The 21,462-nt window shown below is 69.6% G+C and carries 19 protein-coding genes; 13 read left to right on the forward strand and 6 right to left on the reverse strand.

The genetic code is table 11. From position 1 onward, the window contains the following. Window positions 1-485 precede the first annotated feature (485 nt). From ABZ909_RS28690 to ABZ909_RS28735, 10 genes are all read left to right on the forward strand, one after another. A complete protein-coding gene (locus ABZ909_RS28690; RefSeq protein ID WP_357005393.1) occupies window positions 486-1,112 on the forward strand; it encodes an NlpC/P60 family protein in 627 nt (208 codons plus the stop codon). Between the two features lie 256 nt (window positions 1,113-1,368). Continuing rightward, a complete protein-coding gene (locus tag ABZ909_RS28695) occupies window positions 1,369-2,373 on the forward strand; it encodes an NlpC/P60 family protein (protein ID WP_357005552.1) in 1,005 nt (334 codons plus the stop codon). Between the two features lie 111 nt (window positions 2,374-2,484). Then, complete coding sequence (locus ABZ909_RS28700; RefSeq protein ID WP_357005396.1) at window positions 2,485-3,495, forward strand: hypothetical protein; 1,011 nt, start codon at window positions 2,485-2,487, stop codon at window positions 3,493-3,495. Window positions 3,496-3,576: 81 nt separating this feature from the next. Then, window positions 3,577-4,731 (forward strand): glycosyltransferase family 4 protein, encoded by a 1,155-nt coding sequence (locus ABZ909_RS28705; RefSeq protein WP_357005398.1) that lies wholly within the window; start codon window positions 3,577-3,579, stop codon window positions 4,729-4,731. Between the two features lie 149 nt (window positions 4,732-4,880). Further along, the gene (locus ABZ909_RS28710; RefSeq protein ID WP_357005401.1) at window positions 4,881-5,273 is read left to right on the forward strand and encodes a polyketide cyclase / dehydrase and lipid transport; all 393 of its coding nucleotides are present in this window, start codon (window positions 4,881-4,883) and stop codon (window positions 5,271-5,273) included. Window positions 5,274-5,292: 19 nt separating this feature from the next. Continuing rightward, complete coding sequence (locus ABZ909_RS28715) at window positions 5,293-5,730, forward strand: SRPBCC family protein (RefSeq protein WP_357005404.1); 438 nt, start codon at window positions 5,293-5,295, stop codon at window positions 5,728-5,730. Between the two features lie 47 nt (window positions 5,731-5,777). Next, on the forward strand, window positions 5,778-7,103 hold the full coding sequence (locus ABZ909_RS28720) for an ArsA family ATPase (protein ID WP_357005554.1): 1,326 nt from the start codon (window positions 5,778-5,780) through the stop codon (window positions 7,101-7,103). Further along, on the forward strand, window positions 7,100-8,005 hold the full coding sequence (locus tag ABZ909_RS28725; protein WP_357005407.1) for a hypothetical protein: 906 nt from the start codon (window positions 7,100-7,102) through the stop codon (window positions 8,003-8,005). Before ABZ909_RS28720 ends, ABZ909_RS28725 begins: the two co-directional genes overlap by 4 nt. Beyond that, window positions 8,002-8,997: an ROK family glucokinase gene (locus ABZ909_RS28730; RefSeq protein WP_357005410.1), complete on the forward strand. Its 996-nt coding sequence runs from the start codon at window positions 8,002-8,004 to the stop codon at window positions 8,995-8,997. The genes ABZ909_RS28725 and ABZ909_RS28730 overlap by 4 nt, the downstream gene beginning before the upstream one ends. A gap of 173 nt (window positions 8,998-9,170) precedes the next feature. Continuing rightward, window positions 9,171-9,896, forward strand: coding sequence for a lysophospholipid acyltransferase family protein (locus ABZ909_RS28735; RefSeq protein WP_357005413.1), 726 nt, complete (start codon window positions 9,171-9,173; stop codon window positions 9,894-9,896). A 63-nt stretch (window positions 9,897-9,959) separates the two neighbouring features. Here the strand turns inward: ABZ909_RS28735 and ABZ909_RS28740 are convergent, their stop codons facing one another. Next, window positions 9,960-10,457, reverse strand: coding sequence for a polyadenylate-specific 3'-exoribonuclease AS (locus ABZ909_RS28740; protein WP_357005556.1), 498 nt, complete (start codon window positions 10,455-10,457; stop codon window positions 9,960-9,962). 138 nt (window positions 10,458-10,595) lie between these two features. Here ABZ909_RS28740 and ABZ909_RS28745 point away from each other — a divergent pair, with 138 nt between their 5' ends. Next, window positions 10,596-11,984, forward strand: coding sequence for a class II 3-deoxy-7-phosphoheptulonate synthase (locus tag ABZ909_RS28745; RefSeq protein ID WP_354843080.1), 1,389 nt, complete (start codon window positions 10,596-10,598; stop codon window positions 11,982-11,984). Window positions 11,985-12,188: 204 nt separating this feature from the next. Here ABZ909_RS28745 and ABZ909_RS28750 read toward each other — a convergent pair whose 3' ends face one another. Then, entirely contained in the window at window positions 12,189-14,204 is a 2,016-nt protein-coding gene (locus ABZ909_RS28750) for a PASTA domain-containing protein (protein ID WP_357005417.1), read from the reverse strand. A 108-nt stretch (window positions 14,205-14,312) separates the two neighbouring features. Between ABZ909_RS28750 and ABZ909_RS28755 the strand changes: the two genes are divergently transcribed. Beyond that, complete coding sequence (locus ABZ909_RS28755) at window positions 14,313-14,681, forward strand: Rv2175c family DNA-binding protein (RefSeq protein ID WP_357005419.1); 369 nt, start codon at window positions 14,313-14,315, stop codon at window positions 14,679-14,681. Window positions 14,682-14,819: 138 nt separating this feature from the next. Here ABZ909_RS28755 and ABZ909_RS28760 read toward each other — a convergent pair whose 3' ends face one another. The 4 genes from ABZ909_RS28760 to ABZ909_RS28775 all read right to left on the reverse strand — a co-directional run bounded on the left by ABZ909_RS28760 (window position 14,820) and on the right by ABZ909_RS28775 (window position 20,212). Beyond that, a complete protein-coding gene (locus tag ABZ909_RS28760) occupies window positions 14,820-15,797 on the reverse strand; it encodes a phytoene/squalene synthase family protein (protein ID WP_357005421.1) in 978 nt (325 codons plus the stop codon). 11 nt (window positions 15,798-15,808) lie between these two features. Next, entirely contained in the window at window positions 15,809-17,464 is a 1,656-nt protein-coding gene (locus ABZ909_RS28765) for an alpha-(1->6)-mannopyranosyltransferase A (protein WP_357005424.1), read from the reverse strand. A 63-nt stretch (window positions 17,465-17,527) separates the two neighbouring features. Continuing rightward, window positions 17,528-19,141 carry a phytoene desaturase family protein gene (gene crtI / locus ABZ909_RS28770; RefSeq protein ID WP_357005427.1) on the reverse strand — a complete coding sequence of 538 codons (1,614 nt, stop codon included), beginning with the start codon at window positions 19,139-19,141 and terminating at the stop codon, window positions 17,528-17,530. 24 nt (window positions 19,142-19,165) lie between these two features. Beyond that, entirely contained in the window at window positions 19,166-20,212 is a 1,047-nt protein-coding gene (locus ABZ909_RS28775) for a polyprenyl synthetase family protein (protein WP_357005430.1), read from the reverse strand. A gap of 238 nt (window positions 20,213-20,450) precedes the next feature. Between ABZ909_RS28775 and ABZ909_RS28780 the strand changes: the two genes are divergently transcribed. Continuing rightward, window positions 20,451-21,449: a methylenetetrahydrofolate reductase gene (locus tag ABZ909_RS28780; protein ID WP_357005433.1), complete on the forward strand. Its 999-nt coding sequence runs from the start codon at window positions 20,451-20,453 to the stop codon at window positions 21,447-21,449. Window positions 21,450-21,462: the final 13 nt, after the last annotated feature.

The raw sequence follows: 21,462 nt of genomic DNA on the forward strand, positions 1-21,462 counted from the left end.
AGGTTCTCGAGATGAAATCCCCGAATTGTGGAAATTTGCGAGTTTGTGGTCAGGGTCACAGTTATTCGGAAAGTGAATTAATCACGTGGGTGAGGGTGGCCTGTTCGCATCGGACTCCGACGTGTGCTGCCCCGCTGTCCTGCGGTCGGGCGTGTCGCCTGGGCGTGTCGGAATCGCCCAGGTCGGAGGTCATGGCTCTGACCTCGTATTATGCGGAATTTGTCGAGGTCGAGAGGGTCTTTGGCGGGCGTTGTCTACTCGTCGGTAGCTATTGGAGCGCTCTCCGGAAAATGGCCGTTGTTATCGTTTCGTGATTGCTGTGATGTTTGTCGCACCGAAATGGGGACGCGTAACAATTTCGAGTGATGGGCCGGCCGGCTCGACTTTACAAAGCGCCGTTATGCACTCGTAATCTTCCTGAGACCTCGCGGAGTCCGACGCACCACCGGGTGCGGCGTCGCGGGGCAGATTGGAAGTACCTCACCATGGCGACCACCACCGTCAAGCGACAGGTCCGGGGCATGCAGCGCACTGCGCGTCGTGCTGCTGTGGCCGGTGCCGTCGGCGCTGCCACGCTGAGCGCGCTGCTGCTGCCCGCGACCCCCGCGTCGGCCCAGCCGGTGAACACCCCGGTCGGCACCTTCGACGTGCCCGACCAGATCCAGCTCCCGGCCGGCATCCCGGGCCTACCGGAATCCCTTCCGGTGAACATCCCCGCCCTTCCCGGCATCCTCACCCCGTGGGGCCCGGCCGCCCCCGGGCCGCAGAGCGGCCCGCGCCAGGCCGCGGTCAACGCCGCCCTGAGCCGTGTCGGCGACCCTTACGTCTACGGCGCCGCCGGCCCGGACGCCTTCGACTGCTCCGGTCTGGTGCAGTGGTCCTACGCGCAGGCCGGAATCAGCCTGCCGCGCACCAGCTATGAGCAGCTCAATTCCGGCAGCCCGGTGTCGTTCGACGATCTGGAGCCCGGCGACGTGGTGTCGTTCTACGGTGGCAGCCACTCCGGCATCTACGTCGGCGACGGCAATGTGGTGCACGCGTCGACCTCCGGCCAGCCGGTGAAGGTCGCCCCGGTCTCCTCGATGCCGTTCGCGGGCGCGCGCCGCATCTGATCCGCTGCTCGACCGGGGAGTCTTCCCGATGCCGACCGCAGGCGGCCGACCTGCGGAGGAGACGGTGGCCGTGACGATTCCGTGGCCTGCTGGACACAAGCGGTCGCCGTTTCGTAATCTTATCGAGACCTTCTGAACCGGCTCGGGGTAAGAGAACGGGACGACACCAACGGTGGCAGCGCAGCAGCGACATCATCGGACACACAGTCAGCGAACCAGACGACTGGTGGGTGAAGCCCTCACGGTAGGCGCACTCATGGTCGGCACCTACGGCACCCTGGGCATCGGACCCGCGACAGCCGATCCGGCCTCCGCACCGGCATCTGCTGGGGAAGCGGTGCAGCGGCTCATCGATCTGTCGCGGCAATCCGAACAGCTCAATCAGCAGGCGCTCGACGCGCAGTCCGATCTGGACACCAAGGCTGCCGCCGCCGGCGCCGCCGACCAGCGGGCCGCCGACGCGGCCGCCACCCTGGATGCGGCCAAGGCGGAAATCCGTCGCTACCAACCGGTCATCGATCGGGCCGCGACCTCGGCGCTGCTCGGCAGCCGCACCAACCGGCTCACTTCGCTACTGGTCAGCAATTCGCCGCAGCAGCTGCTCGACCAGATGTCCATCGTGGACTTCGTGGGCGCGCGCACGAATGATCAACTGGGCCAGTACGAGAAGGCCACCGACGCGGCCTCGGTCGCCGAGGCCGCCGCCCGCGCCGCTGCCGATACCGCACGCGCCGCCAGCGCCGCCGCCGATGCGGTCCGCACGGACCTGGAATCCAAACGCGCTGCGCTGCAAGGGTCCATGGCGCAGGTGATCGCCGCCTGGGGTCAGCTCTCCGCCAGTGACAAGTCCGCGCTCGTGGGCTCCATGTTCCCGCCCGGCTTCGATCGCGACAGCCTGCTCCGGGGCCTGGTTCCCGGTTCCGGCACCAGCGCGCTGGCCGCCGGACTCACCCGCGTCGGCGATCCCTATGTCTGGGGCGCCACCGGTCCCGACCAGTTCGACTGCTCCGGCCTGGTGCAGTGGGCCTTCCACCAGGTCGGCAAGAGCGTGCCGCGCACCAGCCAGCAGCAGTCCAGCTACGGCACGCCGGTCGACGAGAAGGACCTCCAACCCGGCGATGTCGTCTTCTTCTACTCTGACATCTCGCACGTGGGCATCTACGCCGGCAACGGATTGATGCTGCACGCTTCGACTTTCGGCGTACCGGTTCAGGTCGCGCCGATGGGCTCCACACCGTTCCATTCGGCGCGCCGGTTCTGAGCTCCCGCGGACCCGGCATGAGTGATCAGGACCCGGAGGAGGCAGCTTGCGTAACCACGTAGCGTCCCCGCTCATGCCCAATCTGCTGAGCATGATCACGACGAGGTGGCGATGAGCGCTCTGCGACGGATGCGCGGTTGGCTGGCGGCGCGGCGGCGGTTCCAGTTCGTCGCCACCCTGGTCATGGTCAGCGCGCTGACCGCCGCCTGTGGGGCGCTGCTCATGCTGCCGAACTCGGTGGTGCCCAAGCTGCGTGCGGTGGTGCCCGGGCAGGACTCGGGCCAGGTCACCGCCTCCGATCCGCAGGTGCCACTGGTGAAACGGACCATGGAGGGCTACGGCAAGGTGGTCGCCGAGACCAGGGCGACCGGGTCGGGGCGGATCGGTGTCGTGCTCGGTCATTCCGGGCAGCGCGCCGATATCGATGTGCTGGCAGGCGAACTCGCGGCAAGCACCGCCGCGGTCACCGCGCTGTGGGGTTCGGACTGGAATCAGGCCCCCGTCGTGGTGGTGGCATCCAGCGTCTCCGAATTCGCCGCCCTCACCCACGCCGTCGGTCACGTGCCCGCCGAGGTCGCGGCCTCGACCGTCGCTGATCCTTTCCGCCCCGGCGCCCAACCGACCGGCCAGCGTGTGGTTTTCGGCCCCGACGCCGGGCGCCGCCTCGGCGCCGACGGCCTGCGCTCGGTGCTGCGGCACGAACTCACCCACATGGCCTCGCGCGCGGTCACCGTCGACGGCTCCCCGATGTGGATGCTCGAGGGCTTCGCCGAATATTCGGCCCATCGCAACCTGCGCCAGCCCATCACTGAGATCGCCCCCACCCTCACCGCCCGCGCCCGCGCCGGCGACCTCCCCGCCGACCTGCCGCCCGACGCCATGTTCGATCCCACCAGCGGCCAAGCCTCCCTGGCCTACGAACAGGGCTGGTCCGCCTGCGCTTTCATCGCCGACCGCTACGGCGACCCGAAACTCGTCGCCCTCTACCGCCAATTGGCTTCGGGCCCCAAGGACCGCGCCGCCGTCGACACCGCTCTGCGCACCACCCTCGGCACCGGCTACCAGGACCTCGTCACCGACTGGCGCGCCTGGCTCACCACCCGCACCGCCGAAGGCGCGTAGCACGCGTAGCACTTGGAGGCCCGGGGGTGCGAGGTTTCGGGGTGGGAGGAGTGCGGGCCCCGGGTGCAGTAGGTTTGTGGCATGGGGCGAACTCTGCTGGTTACCAATGATTTCCCGCCGCGACCAGGTGGGATTCAGTCGTATCTGCATGCGCTCGCCCGGCAGCTGCCCGCCGATGAGCTGGTGGTGTACGCGCCGCGGTGGCGGGGCGACAGCCACTGGAAGTTCGATGCGCAGCAGCCGTTTCAGGTGGTGCGGCATCCGACGACGCTGATGTTGCCGACACCGCTGGTGGCGCGGCGGGCCAAGAAGCTCATGCGCGACGAGAAATGCGACCGGGTGTGGTTCGGGGCGGCGGCGCCGCTGGCGCTGCTGTCGCCGGTGCTGCGCCAAGCTGGCGCGGAGCGGATTCTGGCGTCCACGCACGGGCACGAGGTGGGCTGGTCGATGCTGCCGGCAGCGCGGCAGGCGCTGCGGGTCATCGGCGATCACACCGATGTCGTCACCTATGTCAGCAAGTACACGCGGCGGCGGTTCTCGTCCGCGTTCGGGGCGCAGGCCGCGCTCGAATACCTGCCCCCCGCCGTGGATTCGGAAGTGTTCAAGCCGGATCCGGCCGCCCGCGCCGAGCTGCGGGCCCGCTACGGGCTGGGGGACCGGCCGACCATTCTGTGCCTGTCGCGGCTGGTGCCGCGCAAGGGGCAGGACATGCTGATCACGGCCATGCTCGAGATCCGCAGGCGGATCGACGGGGCGGTGCTGGTCATCGCCGGCGGCGGGCCGTACGAGCAGAAGCTGCGGCAGTTCGCCGAGGTCATGGGACTCGGCAATGACGTGGTCTTCACCGGACGCGTCCCGTCGGGCGAGCTCGCCGCCCATCACACCATCGCCGACGTGTTCGCCATGCCCTGCCGCACCCGCGGTTTCGGCCTGGACGTCGAGGGCCTGGGCATCGTGTTCCTGGAGGCCTCCGCCACGGGAGTGCCGGTGGTGGCGGGCAATTCCGGTGGCGCGCCGGAAACCGTGCGCGAGGGTGAGACCGGACGCGTGGTGAACGGCCGCTCCGCCGAAGAACTCACGGATGCCATCGTCGACATCCTCTCCGACCGGGACACCGCCGCCAGTATGGGCGCGGCCGGCCGCGCCTGGGTGCAGCAGCAGTGGCGCTGGGACCTGATGGGCGCGCGACTACAGCAACTGCTGAATCCGACAGAAACCGCACTGAGACAACACTGAAAGGTTCGCGGCCGTCTCGATTCTGGACTGCGGCTCGATAGACCTCCGCGTTGGAGTGGGGGAGCGTAGCGGAGGAGCGGAGGAGAGAAGAATCGAGACTTCGGGGCCGCGAACCCGCCCGGAGCGAAGCGTAGGGCAAGATAGGCACCGTGAGCAGTATCCAGGTTGCCGACCAGACATTCGTCGCCGCGCCGGGCACGGCCGTGGCCGAGGTGCTGGCCGATCGTGCCCGCTGGCGCCGCTGGTGGCCCGACCTGCAGTTGGAGGTCCGAGAAGACCGGCGCGACAAGGGTATTCGCTGGACCGTCAGCGGTGGTGCGGACGGCACCATGGAGGTCTGGCTGGAGCCCATGCTGGACGGCGTCATCATGCACTACTTCATGCACGCCGAACCCCGCGGCGGCATCGGCGGTATGTCCGGGCGTGAGCTGCTGGCCCTGAACCGTACTCGCCGCGTCGCGGGCAAGGCCATGTCCTTCGAGATCAAGGCCCGCCTCGAGGCGGGGCGCAAGGCCGGGGTCGCTCCCGCGGCCGCTCACTAGAAAGGAAGCGTTGCCGCCCATGGCCGATCGAACTCAGCGGTCGATCGTGATCGACGCCCCCTCGGATCGAGTGATGGCCGTCATCGCCGACCTGGAGTCGTATCCGGAATGGGTCTCCGCGGCCCGCTCGGTCGAGGTGCTGGACAAGCTGCCGGACGGCCGCGCCCGCACCGCCCGCTTCGTGCTGGACGCCGGCGTCGTGAAGGACACCTACACCCTGGCCTACACCTGGCGGCCCGACGGCCGCGCGGTGAGCTGGAGCCTGGTCTCGGGTGATCTGCAGAAGGCGCAGGACGGCACCTACGAGTTGATCGCCCTGCCCGACGGCACCACCCAGGTGGTCTACGAACTGACCGTGGACCTGAACATCCCCATGATCGGCATGTTCAAACGCAAAGCGGAGAAGGTCATCACCGACACCGCTCTCAAGGAACTCAAGAAACGGGTCGAAGGCTGATCGCCGGCGGTACCGAACGCTCGCCGCGCCCCGCCACCCGCGTCGAGCTGTTCATCGGCAAGGGCGGTGTCGGAAAAACAACCCTGGCCTGCGCCACCGCACTCGCCTACGCCCGCAACGGCCGCCGCGTCCTGCTGGCCTCTCTCGACCAGGCGCACTCTCTCGGCGATGCCCTGGGCTACCGCCTGCGCCACGGCGCGACCCCCGCTGTCGCCACCCTGCCCCTCCCCATGTTCCACAGCCCGGCACCGGCTTTCGCGGACGTCCGCGACCCCGACGCCGAGCCGGCGCTGGATGTCATCGAGGTGGATTCGCTTGCGCTGCTGGAGGATCGGTTCAGGCAGGTGCTGGTCATGGCGTCCGGGGCCGGGCACGAGCACGGATTCGACCTGGGGGCACTGGATCCCGCGGAGCTGACCGGGCTGCCGGGGGTGCAGGAACTGCTGGCCATGCTGGAGATCACGCAGTTCGCCAATGACGCACGGTGGGATGTGATCGTGGTGGACTGCCCGCCGTCGGCGGATATGCTGCGCATCGTCACCGCGCCGGACACCGTGCTCGGTTACCTGGAGCGGGTGTGGCCCGCGCACGCCAGGACGATGGAGGCGATCGGCGCGGACTTCCGCAAGGCGGTGCTGGCGGTGACCGTCGAGCAGATCGTGCAGACGGTGACGGAAGCCCGTGACCTGCTGGCGGATCAGGCCCGCACCGGCGCCCGCCTGGTGACCGCCGCGGAACTGGTCGCGGTGGCCGAGTCGGCGCGGGTGCGCTCGGCGGCGGCGCTGCTCGGTATCCGCTTGGACGCGGTGCTGGTGAACAAGGTGCTGCCGGAGATGCCCGCCCCGCATCCGGTCGAGCCGCCGCATCCGGCGGTGCAGTGGTACTTCAACCGGCGCGGCGAGCAACTCGATGTGGCGGGGGAGCTGCGCAAGCGGTTGCGCGGGGTTCCGGTGCAGGTCGTGGCGCACGCGGGAGCCGAACCGGTGGGGTTGGGTTCGCTGGCGGCGCTGTCCTACGCGGTCGATGCGAGTGGTAACTGGGTGGGAGGACGTCCGGTCCCTATGCTTGGCACAGGTGCGGACGGTGTGCTGCCCGGCCTCGAGAGAAGTACTGCCGCCGAGCCGGTGGTGGGGCTCGAGTCCGGGGCGGGCGTGCACTCGGTGTTCGCGATGCGCATGCATCTGCCGGTGGTCGATCCGTCGACCCTGCGGCTGGGACGAGTGGAGGACGATTTGATCGTGGGAGCGGACGGCGTCCGGCGGCGGTTGCGGCTGGCACCGGTATTGCGGCGGTGCACGGTCGAGGCCGCCGAGCTCGACGGCGACCACCTGGTGATCCGTTTCCGGCCCGATCCTCAGGTCTGGCCGAAATGACCACCACGCAGCACCCGCGTCCCGGCCACCCCGACGAGAATCTCGGCGAATTCGCCGAGGAGCTACGGCTGTTGGCCGAGGCCGTCCTCGAGCGCGTCGAGCCGGTACTGCGCCGCACCGCCTCCGACGGCCGCACTGAATGGTCCAGTTGTAGCTGGTGCCCGGTGTGTGCGGCGGCGGCCATCGTGCGCGGTGAGCACCACGATGTGGTGGCGGCCATCGCCGAACACGGCACCGCCATCGTGACCGTGTTGCGCGAGGCGCTTGCCGGTGTCCCGGTGGATCCGGTGATCCCGCCGGACCTGGATCCGGAGTCACCGGAATATCAAGCCTGGCATCATTTTTCGCACGTCGCCGAAACCGGCTCCGGTGCAGGTGATCGGCCCTTTGCCGACGCCGCCACGCGCGGCGATGGCGGCCCGGACGGCGGGAGCGAATTCCCTCGTGGCGGCGGGCAATCCGGCGACCCGCACGGTGCGGCGGGCCTGGCCATGGTGTTCGCGCGCTTCCTCGCCGGTGCGCAGGGCCGTGCGGCGGCCCGGAATCGGTCCCAGGCCCACCCGGCCGCCGAGTCGCCGGACGACCCCTTCGGTCCCGGCCCGGGCGCGGCGCGCCGCCCCGGAGACAGCGACCCGGGTGGCTCGGATACGGTGCCGCACAACGATTTCCGCATGGACTCCGCCGACGACCGAGTAGCCGGTGATCACCCGGCCCCCGACCGTCCCTTCGGCCCCCCGGTTGCGCACCCCGGTGCCGAGTCCGGTCCCGCCGGATCCGTGGGACAGCCCGCACCCGCCCGCGATTCGGGCCCGGCCGCCGGCCGCGGCGGTGCACAGCCCGGTGGCGGCAGGCGGGCCGAGCGCGCCAAATACGTGCCCATCGACGTGACGATCAAGGCATGATGGGCGGTGAGGACGTGCCGCTGACCGTGGGTATCGATGTGGGCGGCACGAATATTCGGGCGTCGGTGGTGGATGGTGCGGGCGAGGTGCTCGACACCGTGACCGCGCCGACCCCGCACTCCGCCCGCGCCCTCGAGGACGGCCTGGCCCGGGCGGTACGCGAACTGTGCTCCCACCATGCCATCGGCGCGGTCGGTTTGGCGGTGGCCGGTTTCGTGGACGAGGACCGCGCCACCGTGCGTTTCGCCCCGCACCTGCCCTGGGAGGACGCCCCGGTCGCGCAGCGGCTCACCCAGCGCCTCGGCCTGCCGGTGATCCTGGAGCACGACGCCAATGCCGCGCTGTGGGCGGAGTATCGCTTCGGTGCGGCGGCGGGTGGGCGCAACGTGGTGCTGGTGGCCATCGGCACCGGCATCGGCGCGGCGCTGCTCATCAATGGCCAGCTGTATCGCGGAAGCTTCGGTGTCGCACCGGAACTGGGGCATCTGCAGGTGGTGCCGAACGGCCGCACCTGCGCCTGCGGCAAACGTGGCTGCTGGGAAAGGTATTGCAGCGGAACGGCTCTGGTGGACACCGCGATCGAACTGCTGGCCACCGACCCCCAGCGTTCCACGGTGCTGGCGCGGGAGGCCGGGCGCGATCCGGGCTCGCTGACCGGTCGCCGGGTGGCGGGCGCGGCGCAGGACGGCGACCCGGTCGCCCTCGAGGTGATGGCCGATTTCGCGCGCTGGCTCGGCCTGGGCCTGGCCTTCGTGAGCGACATCTTCGACCCGGACCTGATCGTGGTGGCGGGCGGCGTGAGCAGTTCTGCCCCACTGTTCCTCGACGACGCCCGCGAGCACTACGCGGCCTCCATCACCGGGGCCCGGCACCGCCGTCTGGCCCGCATCCGCACCGCCCAACTCGGCGAGGCGGCGGGCATGATCGGCGCGGCCGAACTGGCCCGCGCGGGGGTCCCGTCGTCGTCGAACCCGGTACCGGCGCACCGCTGACCGCGCTGCTCACCGACGGGCGGATTCCGCAGCGTGGGACCAAAGTCCCGTCATTGGAGAAACGCGCCACTGCCGGTTGGTTACCGTGCGGACTCAGCGGTAGGGTAGGCAAGCGAGTGGTGGTGCCCGCAACGAGGCCGGTCCCGGGTATCGAAAACAGGGGAAAGGACGCAATGTTCTACTGGCTGCTGAAGTATGTGTTCCCGGGTCCATGGATGCATCTCGTCAACCGGCCCCAGGTTGAGGGCGTCGAGAACATTCCCGCGAAGGGCGCAGCGATTCTGGCCGGCAATCACTTGTCGTTCACCGACTGGCTCTTCACCCCGCTGATGAGCCCGCGCCGCATCACCTATCTGGCCAAGGCCGAATACTTCACCACGCCCGGTCTCAAGGGCCGGTTGCAGAAATGGTTCTTCTCCGGTGCCGGTCAGTACCCGATCGACCGCTCCGGCGCGGACGCCGCCGAGAGCGCCCTCAATACCGCGCGCAAGCTGCTGGACGAGGGTCGCCTGGTAGGCCTGTACCCCGAAGGCACGCGCTCCCCGGACGGCCGCCTCTACAAAGGCAAGACCGGTGTGGCACGCCTCGCCCTGGAGACCGGAGTGCCGGTGATCCCGGTTGCCCTGATCGGCACCGACGAGGTGTGCCCGCCCGGTCCGTTCCGCTGGCGGCCGCGCAAGGTCACCGTGAAATTCGGTGAGCCGATCGACTTCTCGCGCTACGAGGGCATGGGCGGCAACCGTTTCGTCGAGCGCGCCGTCACCGACGAGATCATGTACGAGCTCATGCGGATGGGCGATCAGGAGTACGTCGACGTGTACGCCGCGAGCCTGAAGAAGGGCGTGCCGTCGGGCAGCCGCCCGGACGCCGACCGCATTCCGGAAACCATGGCGGGCTAGCCTGCCGGACCACCGAGAAGGCCCCGGGAGACCAAGTCTCCCGGGGCCTTTCGCATGCGGATCTCAGACCGCGCGCAGGCGCCGGGCCGCTTCGATGGCCTCGAATTTGGCGAGGTTGTGGCGGGCGTCGGCGAGCGCGTCGTGCGCGTCCTTGGGCACCGGCGGCAGTACCGGCCGGCCGTGCTGCTCCCAATGCTGGCGCAGCTCATTGGTGTAGCGGGGCAGCGCGTTGGGGAGGTCGACCATGGAGCCCCACAGCTGGCACAGTGCCACGTGGTCGTAGGCGCCGACCCAGGCCCACAGTTCGGGTTCCACGCCGGTGCGGGGGACCAGGAACTTGTAGAGGTCGTCGCGGATGCGCTCGCGCGAACGCCACAGCGGCGAGGACGGCGGCGGTAGCTTGGGCAGGACATTGCGGCGGACGAACGGCCCGGCCTTCTCGGGATCGAATTCGGTGGAGACCGCGTAGAACTCGCGTCCGTCCTCGCACACCACCGCGATGGAGACAAGGTCGATGACGGTCCCGTCCTCGATGAATTCCGAATCGTAAAAGTACCGCAGTGAGATGGGTCTCTCCTCAGCTCAGGTCCGGGTCGGATGGGCAGATCATCCGGTCCCAGCGTAGGCGGCGACCCGGTGTGCGGAACTCGAGCCCTGGGGGTGGTCCGGGTCACCAAGAGCAATACGTATCCTGAACTGGTGAACTGGACCGTCGACGTACCGATCGATCGCTTGCCGGAACTTCCTCCGCTGCCCGCCGAGCTCCGTCGGCGTCTCGACGACGCGCTGGCCCGCCCAGCTCTGCAGCAGCCGTCCTGGGATCCCGAGCAGGCCGCCAAGATGCGCACCGTGCTGGAGAGCGTGCCGCCCATCTGCGTGCCCGCCGAGGTCGAGGAGCTGCGCCTGCGCCTGGCCGAGGTGGCCCGCGGCGAGGCGTTCCTCATGCAGGGCGGTGATTGCGCGGAGACCTTCGCCGACAACACCGAGCCGCACATCCGCGGCAATATCCGCACCCTGCTGCAGATGGCCGTGGTGCTCACCTACGGCGCCAGCCTGCCCGTGGTGAAGGTGGCCCGCATCGCGGGTCAGTACGCCAAACCCCGTTCCGCCGACATCGATTCGCTGGGCCTGCGGTCCTACCGCGGTGACATGGTGAATTCGCTGGTCGCGGATGCGGCGCTGCGCGAACACGATCCGTCGCGACTGGTCCGCGCCTACGCCAACGCCTCGGCGGCCATGAACCTGGTGCGCGCGCTCACCTCCGCCGGCATGGCCGACCTGCACAAGGTGCACGACTGGAACCGCGAGTTCGTGAGCCAGTCCCCGGCCGGCGCCCGCTACGAGCAGATGGCCACCGAGATCGATCGCGCGCTGGCCTTCATGAAGGCCTGTCGCGTCAACGATCCCAACCTGTCCAGCGCCCGGCTGTACGCCAGCCACGAGGCGCTGGTGCTCGACTACGAGCGGGCCATGCTGCGTCTGAGCGAGCACCCGGTCTCGGGTGAGCCGGTGCTCTACGACCTGTCGGCGCACTTCCTGTGGATCGGTGAGCGCACCCGTCAGCTCGACGGCGCGCACGTCGCCTTCGCGGAACTGGTGGCCAACCCGATCGGCCTCAAGATCGGCCCGACCACCACGCCGGATCAGGCCGTGGAGTACGTCGAGCGCCTGGACCCCAACAACGAGCCCGGCCGTCTGACCCTGGTCGCGCGGATGGGCAATCAGAAGGTCCGCGACGTGCTGCCCCCGATCATCGAGAAGGTGCAGGCCACCGGCCATCAGGTGATCTGGCAGTGCGACCCCATGCACGGCAACACCCACGAGTCCTCCACCGGCTACAAGACCCGGCACTTCGACCGCATCGTCGACGAGGTACAGGGCTTCTTCGAGGTGCACCACGCGCTGGGCACCCACCCGGGCGGCCTGCACATCGAGCTCACCGGTGAGAACGTCACCGAGTGTCTCGGTGGCGCGCAGGACATCTCGGACCTCAACCTGGAGGAGCGCTACGAGACCGCCTGCGACCCGCGCCTGAATACCCAGCAGTCGCTGGAGCTGGCCTTCCTGGTAGCGGAGATGCTGCGGTAATACGGGAACGAACGAAGGAGCCCGGACCGGAATGGCGGTCCGGGCTCCTGCCGTGTGTATTCCGGTGCCCGGGGCGACAACTGATCTCGTACCGGTCGGGGTAACTCGTCGGGTACGCCCGAAATCGTTTCGGCACCCAACCGCCGGCACGGTTGCATGTCCGGCAACGGCTTTCTGCCGCCCGCTGAAGTCCCGGGGAGGCGGCTAGGGAATCGCTACCAGGGTGATGGTGGAGCCGGGCTGGACGGTGTCGCCGGGTGCGGTGCTCTGCGAGATGACGATCGAGTTGTCGTTGTTGGCCAGCTGCCGGACCGTGACCGAGAGGCCGAGGGCCTGCAGCTTGCTGCGGGCGGTGGAGACATTGGCGCCCAACAGGTTCGGCATGTCGATCGCGCTGTTGACGATGAGGACCACGTCACTGCCGGATTCGGTGCTGGTGCCCGCGGCCGGATCGGTGCCGATCACCTGCCCGGACTTGATCTTGGTGTCGTACTGGTCGCGGGTGGAGCTGACGGTGAGCCCGGCCTTCTGCAGGGCCGTCCGGGCCTCGTCCTCGGTCTTGCCCCGCACGTCCGGCACCTTGACCGGCTGGGAACCCTTGCTGCGGTAGACCTTCACCTGGGCATTGGCCGGGAGTACGGTGCCGGGTCCCGGATCCACCTTGGCGACCGTGCCTTTCGGCGCGGTACTGCCCATCTCACCGGCGTCCACCGGCGTCAGTCCCGCGTCTCTGATGGCCTTGTCGGCCGAGCTGACGTCCTGTCCGGTCTGGATGTCGGGGACCTTCGGCTTGCCGCTGGAGACCAGCACCGCGACCAATGACCCCTTGGTGACCCGGGTTCCGGCGGTCGGATCGGTGCCGACCACATTGCCCACCGGAATCATGTCCGAGGCCTTCTGCCGGGTCTCGGTCTTGAAGCCTGCGTTCTGCAGTGTGGTGACGGCCTTCTGGGTGTCCATGCCGGCGATCGACGGCACCGCCGAATATCTGCCGACGCCGAGCCACCAGCCGCCGAGGCCCAGCAGCACCGCCAGCGCGACCACGACGCTCAACCAGACGACGACCTTGCGCCGCGACTTGTCGCGATCCTCGATCAGGTCCGAGCCGTAGCCGTGGTTGCCCGGCGATCCGGGCGGCGGCGCGTACTCGGGCTGCTGCCGTTGGTACTCCGGCGGGATTTCCCGCGCCGCGGTCATCACCCGGGTCTGCTGCGCCTGCGGTTGCATGTGCGCGGTCGGCGGGTCCGCGGGTAGCCGGGTGGTGAGATCGGCCGCGCCCGGAATGGGGCGAGACGGCGGCGAGACCGGTACACGCGGCGCGGGCGTGGGCCCGATCCGGTACTTGGCGCTGAGATGCTCGGCCGATTCGGTGGGCGCGGGCACCCGGTAGTCGGGCAGCTGCAGTTCGCGGGCGATGCGACGCAGGTCGTTCGCCATCTCGGTGGCGTCGGAGTAGCGGTGCATGGGTTCGCGCGCGGTGGCGTGCGCGACCAGCTCGTCGAATTCCGGTGGGACGCCGGTGATCAGGCGGCCCGGGCTGGGCACGTCCTTCTCGACCCGCTGCAGCGCGATGGACAGCGAGTTGTCACCGGTGAACGGTGTTCGGCCGGTGAGCATTTCGAAGATCAGGACGCCCGCGGAGTAGACGTCGCTGCGGGCGTCGGCGGTGCCGTTGGTGACCTGCTCGGGCGAGAGGTAGGCGGCCGTGCCGAGGATCACGCTGTCGGAGGTGATCTTGGCCTCGGCGACCGCGCGCACCAGTCCGAAGTCGGCGATCTTCACCTCGCCGGAGTCGGAGATGAGCACGTTCTCCGGCTTGATGTCGCGGTGCACCAGCCCGGCCGCGTGCGCCACGCCGATGGCGTAGAGCACGGGCTCGGCGACGGCGCGCACCGCGTGCGGGGGCATGGGCCCGCGCTCGCGCAGCAGTTCGCGCAGGGTGCCGCCTTCGACCAGTTCCATGATGAGGAACGGATGGTCGCCGTCCACACCCTGGTCGTAGACCGCGACCAGCGACGGGTGCTTGAGTTTGGCCACGGCCCGCGCCTCGAGCTCGAAGCGGGTGAGGAATTGCGGGTCGGCGGCGAACTTCGGGTCCATCACCTTGATGGCGACCGGTCGATCCAATCTGGTGTCCACGCCCCGGAACACCATGGACATGCCGCCACGCGCGATCGGCGCGTCGATGCGGTAGCGCCCTTCCAGCATCTGGCCGATCAAACTGCAACCCTTCCGATTTTCCCGAGCCCGCCCGGTGCGGCTCACCCGATGGTAGTCGTGTCGGGGTGTGATGCGACGGTCGCGACGCGAGAGACTACCGTGGTCGGCGTGAGTGCCTTTCCATGCAGCGAAGACGTCCTGCCGGATTCGGTGACCCTGATCCCGCTGCCCGACGTGGCCGACCAGTTGGGCATGGTGGTCACGCGGGTTCACCAGATGCTGCGCGACCACCAGATCCTCGCGGTCCGTCGCGACGGCGTGGCCGGCATCCCGAAGGAGTTCTTCGACTCCACGGGTGCCGTCGCGAAGCATCTGACCGGTCTGATCACGGTGATGCGTGACGGCAAGTACACCGACGAGGAAATCCTCGAGTGGATCTACACCGAGGACGACAGCCTCCCCGGTCGTCCCATCGACGCCATCCACGGCCCGCTGGCCCGTGAAGTGATCCGGCGCGCCGCAGCGGATCCCTTCTGACAGCAGGCCACCCCGTGCGCGGTGCTGGGGCACCGCGCACGGCCTGATGCCCGAGGCGCCAACTGATTTGGTGCCGTATGGGTAACTCGTCGGGGACGTCCAAGAGCCGACCCGGTGCACGACCGCCGGTCCGGTCGCTTATCGGAGGGGCTCCCCAAAGACCGGCAGAAGGCGCGGAGAGGCGGATAAGTGTTCCCGTGCCGCGACGCGTAAGCGGCGGTGCTGCGGAACCACTGCGCGGCGGGTGAAGACGGCGTAGTCGGTGCGTTCGATCTCGTCGAGGATGCTGCCGTAGAGCGTGGCCGCGGTGCGGATGGCCGGGCGCACGCGGGGGCTGAGCAGTTCGATGCCGGGGGTGGCGCGGCGGTAGACGCCGCGGTTGATGGCGATCAGGTGGGCGAGCGCGCGTCGCACCCGTGGGTCCGTGCGGCCGGATTTCCGGCAGTGGTACAGCAGTTCGGCGTCCACGCCGAAGGCCGCCAATTCGTCGGCGGGCAGATACACCCGCCCGCGATCGAGGTCCTCGCCGATATCGCGCAGGAAGTTGGTGAGCTGGAAGGCCTCTCCCAGCGCCGCCGCCGCGGGTTCGGCATCGGCCGCCGGGACGACCGTGCCGAGCACCGGCAGCAGTTGCAGTCCGATGGCGGCCGCCGAGCCGCGCATGTAGTCGCGCAGGTCGGCCATGGTGGGGTAGCGGTCGCGATACTGGGGCCCGCCGGGGATGTCCATGCGCATGGCGTCCAGGAACACCCAGAAGTGCTCGGCGGCAATCGAATACCGGCGGATGGTGTCGGATACCGCGAGCAGTGCCGGGTCCTCGGGGGCTTCGTCCGGGTCGATGGGCGCGTCCACCAGGCGGGCCCGCAGCTCATGTTCGATCCGATCCAGCCGCGCCGCGGATTCCGCTGCGCGACTGGGCGCGTCGCTCGCGTCGACGAGGTCGTCGACCATCCGGGCGAAGGCGTACAGCGCGTGCACGGCCGGTCTTCGCTCCGGTTCCAGCAGCCGGGTGGCCAGGAAGTAGGTGCGGCCGTGGGCGGCGGCGATCCGGCGGCAGTCGCGGTAGGCGCGGTCGAGTCGTTCCGACTGATCCGGCAGCACGGGCTGGTCGGGCACGGCGGGCTGGTTCACGCCGTGCTGGGCGCGGGCGCGGCGCCGAGCTGATCGGTCTGCGGGCGGGCGGCTCGTAGTTTCAGCGGATCCACCGTGCACAGCGACAGCGCCGCCACCACGGCCGCGAGGATGGCCAGCGTGCCGTGCACGGAATTGGTCACGGGCGAACCGTCCGGCTGGAACACCAGCATGAGCCAGGTGCACAACCCCACCAGCACCTGCAGTGTCCGGGTGGACAGCGCGAATCCGGCGGCCAGCGCCAGCGGCCACGAGTAGTACCAGGGCAGTGCCGCGGGCGAGAGGATCACGATGGCCACGAACGCGACGAGAATGCCGAGCACGGCCTCCCGCTCACTGTTCTTGAACCGCCACCAGGCCCACACCAGGCCGGCCACCATCACGACCGCGCACAGGGTGCGGGTCCACGGCAGTACCGACTCCAACGGCAGCGGGGTCACCCAGGTGACCACGTGCGCCATGATGGTCGGCAGCGACAGCCAGTTGATGATCTTCTTGGACCCGGACAGCGCGGTGAGCCAGCCGATCTGGTGGTCCCGCAGGCCGGTGGCCCAGGTGGCCAGCACGAACACGGCCGCGAAGATGGCCACGCCCAGCGCGGTGATCTTGGCGAAGGTCCGGATCGGATGCGGCAGATCGCCCTCGTCTTGCGCCGCGCGTCGCTCGCGTTCGTGAATCATCCAGATCCACACCAGGAACGGCAGCGCCACACCGGCGGTCGCCTTCACCGCCACCCCGATCGCGACCACCACGATGCCCGCCACATGATGATGCTCGAGCACCAGCGCGATGCCCGCGGCCATCAGGCCCACCATCAGCATCTCGTTGTGCACGCCGCCGATCAGGTGGATCAGCACCAGCGGGTTCAGCACCGCCAGCCACAGCGCGATGGTCGGCTTGCCGCCCAGGTGCTTGGTCAGATGCGGAATCGCCCACACCATCAGCACCAGGCCCGGCAGCATCACCAGCCGCAGCGCGATGGTGCCCGCCACCACATTGTCGCCGGTGATCGTGGTGATGGCCCGTCCGATCAGCAGGAAGACCGGACCGTACGGCGCGGTGGTGTTGAGCCAGACGGGGCTCACATTGTCCAGTACCGCAGCGGCATTCGCCTTCAACTCCGACGGACCGAACACGTACGGGTTGATGTGGTCGCGGAGCATCGCGCCCTGGGCCAGATACGAGTAGGCGTCGCGGCTGAACAGGGGGACCGAGAACAGCAGCGGGAAAATCCAGATGCCGACGATCCCGCGCAGCTCGTTGAGCGACACGGTGGCGCCCGGCTGCTTGCCGATCACGATGCGCCCCAGCCGGACCCACGCGGTGATCATGGCGATGACGCCGAGCCACACGAACACCGACGACAGCACCAGCCCGTGCCCGAAGCGCAGCCACGACAGGTGCATGACCTCCAGCAGCGGGTCGCTGCGCCGCACACTGCCCGCACCGAATCCGCCGAAGGTGATCAGCAGGGCGCCGAAGAATCCGAGTGTGGCCGCGTGTCCCTCGGGGCTGCGGGTGAAGTCGGACGCGTGGCGCAGCCAGCGCTGCGTGGCGGTGCCGTCGATGGCGGGGGCGCCCGGGGTGGCCGGCGCCAGGCGCGTGATGCTCGCGGCGTCCGGAGTGGCGGCGTCGATACGGGGGGTCGGCATAGGCGGTCGTTCCCCCCGGAAAGGTAGGCGGCGGCGGCCGCGTTGGTTCAGGACGCGGTCAGTCTAGTGTGTGGGCGCGGGGGCCACAGCCCCGGAGTCGGCGGATCCGATACCGGCATGTCGTGGATCACCCATCAGACGCGCCGCCGCCAGTTTCCCGGACAACAGCACGGTCGGCACGCCGACGCCGGGCACGGTGCCCGAGCCTGCGAGAACCACATTCGCGCGGCCCCGCACCAGGTTCCGGGTGCGGAAGGGTCCGGTCTGCCGGAACAGGTGCGCGGCCGAGAACGGGGTGCCCGCGATCATGCCCTTGTCCCGCCAGGTGCGCGGGGTGTCGAGGTGGTCTATCCGGAAGTATCGCGAAATGCCTTGATAGCCGCGCTCTTCCAGGGTGGCGAGCAGTTCGCGCAGATAGTGGGGGCCGAGCTGTTCCCAGGCCAGTGGCGCGGCCTCGAGATTCGGGCACGGGGCCAGCAGTGAGAGCGGCTCGTAGCGGACGGTGTCGCGCAGGTGCCCGTCCCGGTCGATGTGCTGTTCGGCACGCTCGATGTAGAGGGTCGGATCGGTGAGCGCGGGCCGGGTGAGCAGCAGCGAGGGATCGCTCATCAGCCGCCCGCGGCCGCGCCGGGCGGCGATCTCGTGGAAGGTCCGGTCCCACTCCCGGCCGAAGTCGATGGTGTGATGTGCCTGTACGGGCCAACTCTGGGCTACGGCGGCGGGAATCGTGCCGTGCGCCACCACCGCAGACGGCGAGGCCCGCAGCCCGATCCGGTGTCGCAGCCCGAAGCGCGGCAGCGATCCGAGGTCGGCGGTCACCACGACGGCGTCGCAGTCGAAGACGCGTCCGTCCGCGGTGCGCACGGCGGTGGCCCGCCGGCCCGTGTAGTCGATGCCGATCACCTCGGCGTTCAGTTCGAGGGTGCCGCCCGCGGCGGTGAACGCGCGGCCGAGCGCCTCGGCAATGGCCCGCATCCCGCCCTCGGGGTAGGTGACGCCCAGGCAGGTGTCCATGTAGGGGATCGCGCCGTACACCCCGAGTGCCCGGTTCGGCGCCATCCCCGCGAACAGGGCCTGGAAACTGAACAGCCGGGCCACCTCCGGGTCCCGCACGATCCGCCGGATCTTGGGCCCGAGCCGCCCGAACGCGCCGAGCCGCACCAGTTTCGCCAGTGCCACCCGCTTCTCCGGAATCCGCACCATGTCCAGCGGGGAATCGAAGTTGGTGTCCATGAACTGCCGGAACTCGGCCTCGTACACGTCTTTCAGCCAGCCGCGCAGCCGCCGGTAGCGGCGCGCCGTGCCCGGCCCGCGCACCTGCGCGACCTCGGCCGCCATCTGCTCCTCGTCGGCGTAGACGCCCATCTCGGAGCCGTCCGCGAACCGTGCCCGATACGCCGGGGCGAGGTCGAGGATCCGCAGGCCGACCGACTCGCGCGTGTGCCCGACCACCGCCAGCGTCTCGTCGATGAGCTCGGGCAGGGTGAGAATCGTTGCCCCGGAGTCGATCTCGTAGTCGGGTCCGCGATACGCGCCGACTCGCCCGCCCGGGCGATCATCGCGTTCCAGGATGGTCACCTGACGCCCTGCGGCCACCAGGTGCAGCGCGGCCGACAGCCCGGACAGTCCCGCACCGATCACCACGACCCGATCGGCCGGTCCCGCAACAGTTCTCATGCCCCGCACCTCGCGCCCGGCCGGTCAGTAGGCACGCGCGGTGGCGGCCAGGGCCATGGCGCGCAGCTGCTGTTTGGCGTCCGGGGTGGCGGTGCTGGCGTCCAGGGCGGTGAGCGCCTGGTCGGTGAGCGAGGCGATCCGCTTCTCGACGGCGTCGACCGCGCCGAGTTCGGTGAGGACCGTGCGCAATTCGGCGACCCGCTCGGGGGTGACATCGGTGCCCAGGCTGGAGCGGATGAGGTCCGCGGCGGCCGGGGCGGTGGCGTCGGCGCGCTGCAGGGCCTCGGCGATGAGGACGGTGCGCTTGCCCTCGCGCAGGTCGTCGCCGGAGGGTTTGCCGGTGACGGCCGGATCGCCGAAGACGCCGAGCAGGTCGTCGCGCAGCTGGAAGGCGATGCCGATATCGGTGCCGAATTCGCGGTAGGCGGCGACCAACTCGGCGGAGGCCCCGGCCAGCGCCGCGCCCATGTGCAGCGGGCGCTCGATGGTGTATGCCGCGGTCTTGTACCGGTTGATCCGCAGCGCCGCCTCGACGGTCTCGTCGCCGGCGGACTCGCCGTGGATGTCGAGCAGCTGCCCGCCCAGCACCTCAGTGCGCATGGCCGCCCACACCGGGGCGAAACGCGCGGCGGCGTCGGCGGGCAGGCCGGCGTCGCGGGTCATGTCGTCGGCCCAGGCCAGGGCCAGATCGCCGATGAGGATGGCGACGCTCACGCCGTAGTGGTCGCTGTCACCCGCCCAGTGCTGATCCCGGTGCCGCTGTTCGTAATCGACGTGCACGGTCGGGAAGCCGCGCCGGGTGCGGGAGGAGTCGATGATGTCGTCGTGGATGAGCGCGCACGCCTGCACCAGCTCCAGTGCGGAGCACGCGGTGAGTACGGCGTCGGCGTCCGGGTCGTCGGCGCTGCGGCCCGCGCCCAGCCAGCCGGTCCACGCGAAGGAGGGCCGGGTCCGCTTGCCGCCGCGAATGACGAAGTCCTCCAGGGCCGCCGCCGCGTCCACGAACACCGGGCCGAGCGGCGCGACGATCGGCTCCCGGGTGCGGAAGAAGGCGGTGAGACGGTCCTCCACGGCGGCGACGAGTGTTCCCGCGCCGACCGGGTGGCGGGTCGGGGTACCGGGTCCGGCGGACAGGGGAGCCTCCTTGGTGAGTGCCGCGGCGCGGCGCGTGCGCAGCCAGCGGGGTTGTGTCCGACTCTACCGACCACCGTGTCGCTGACGGGAATCGGTCGGGTCCGAATCGGTCTCACCTGCTGGGATAAGCGCAGGTCGGGGTCCGGCGCCCGGTCCGGGCCCGTAAAATGTCCGCGTGAGTTTCGACAACGTACGGGGATATTCGACCCCAGGCCGAGTTTCCCGCACGCCTCGGGTGTCCGGAACTCGCTCCATCGTTCAGCAGCTGGGCCCGCGCCCGGACGGGTCGATCCCGTTCTCGGTCGAGTTCAATCCGCCACGCGACGCCGCCGGTGAGGCGCGCCTGTGGCGGGCCGCGCGCGAGTTCGAGCGGCTGCACCCGGCCTTCGTGTCCATGACCTACGGCGCGGGCGGCTCCACCCGTGACCGCACCATCCGGGTCACCGGCCAGCTGGCGCGCGAGACCACGCTGCTCACGGTCGCGCACCTGACCGCGGTGGATCACTCGGTCGCCGAGCTGCGGTCGATCGTCGGCGCGTACGCCGACGCCGGCATCCGGAATCTGCTGGTGCTGCGCGGCGATCCGCCCGGCGACGTGCTGGGGGAGTGGGTCAAGCACCCCGAGGGCGTCGAGTACGCCGACGAACTCGTGCGTATCGTCCGCGACCTGGGCGACTTCCACGTGGGTGTGGCCTCGTTCCCGCAGGGCCACCCGCGCTCCACCGACCTCGACCAGGACACCCACTTCCTGGTGTCGAAACTGCGTGCGGGCGCGGAGTATTCGATCACCCAGATGTTCTTCGACGTGGAGCACTATCTGCGCCTGCGGGATCGGGCCATTGCCTGCGATCCGGTCGAGGGCGCCAAACCGATCATCCCCGAGCTCATGCCGGTCACCTCGCTGCGCACCGTGCAGCGCGCGGAGGAGCTGTCGGGCCGTCCGCTGCCGGCCACGGTGATGGAGCGGCTGCGGAAGGCCGCGGGCGACGGGCCGGAGGAGGATCGCGCCGCGGTCCGTGAGGTCGGCATCGAGATCGCCACGGAGATGGCCCAGCGCCTCATCGCCGAGGGTGCGCCCTGCCTGCATTTCATCACGCTGAATTTCGCCAAGACCACCAGCGAAGTGCTGGCGAACCTGGGCTACACCATGTCGGCGACCCCGGCGCACGCCTGATCCACCACCCGGC

This window comes from Nocardia sp. NPDC046763 (genome assembly GCF_040645495.1).
GTDB lineage: Bacteria > Actinomycetota > Actinomycetes > Mycobacteriales > Mycobacteriaceae > Nocardia.

Excerpts from the sequence above, each read along its gene's own strand:
- ABZ909_RS28705 (WP_357005398.1), top strand. The coding sequence starts at position 3,577 with ATGGGGCGAACTCTGCTGGTTACCAATGATTTCCCGCCGCGACCAGGT.
- ABZ909_RS28700 (WP_357005396.1), top strand. The coding sequence starts at position 2,485 with ATGAGCGCTCTGCGACGGATGCGCGGTTGGCTGGCGGCGCGGCGGCGG.
- ABZ909_RS28730 (WP_357005410.1), top strand. The coding sequence starts at position 8,002 with ATGATGGGCGGTGAGGACGTGCCGCTGACCGTGGGTATCGATGTGGGC.
- ABZ909_RS28725 (WP_357005407.1), top strand. The coding sequence starts at position 7,100 with ATGACCACCACGCAGCACCCGCGTCCCGGCCACCCCGACGAGAATCTC.
- crtI (WP_357005427.1), bottom strand. The coding sequence starts at position 19,141 with ATGAGAACTGTTGCGGGACCGGCCGATCGGGTCGTGGTGATCGGTGCG.
- ABZ909_RS28735 (WP_357005413.1), top strand. The coding sequence starts at position 9,171 with ATGTTCTACTGGCTGCTGAAGTATGTGTTCCCGGGTCCATGGATGCAT.
- ABZ909_RS28715 (WP_357005404.1), top strand. The coding sequence starts at position 5,293 with ATGGCCGATCGAACTCAGCGGTCGATCGTGATCGACGCCCCCTCGGAT.
- ABZ909_RS28695 (WP_357005552.1), top strand. The coding sequence starts at position 1,369 with ATGGTCGGCACCTACGGCACCCTGGGCATCGGACCCGCGACAGCCGAT.
- ABZ909_RS28690 (WP_357005393.1), top strand. The coding sequence starts at position 486 with ATGGCGACCACCACCGTCAAGCGACAGGTCCGGGGCATGCAGCGCACT.
- ABZ909_RS28765 (WP_357005424.1), bottom strand. The coding sequence starts at position 17,464 with ATGCCGACCCCCCGTATCGACGCCGCCACTCCGGACGCCGCGAGCATC.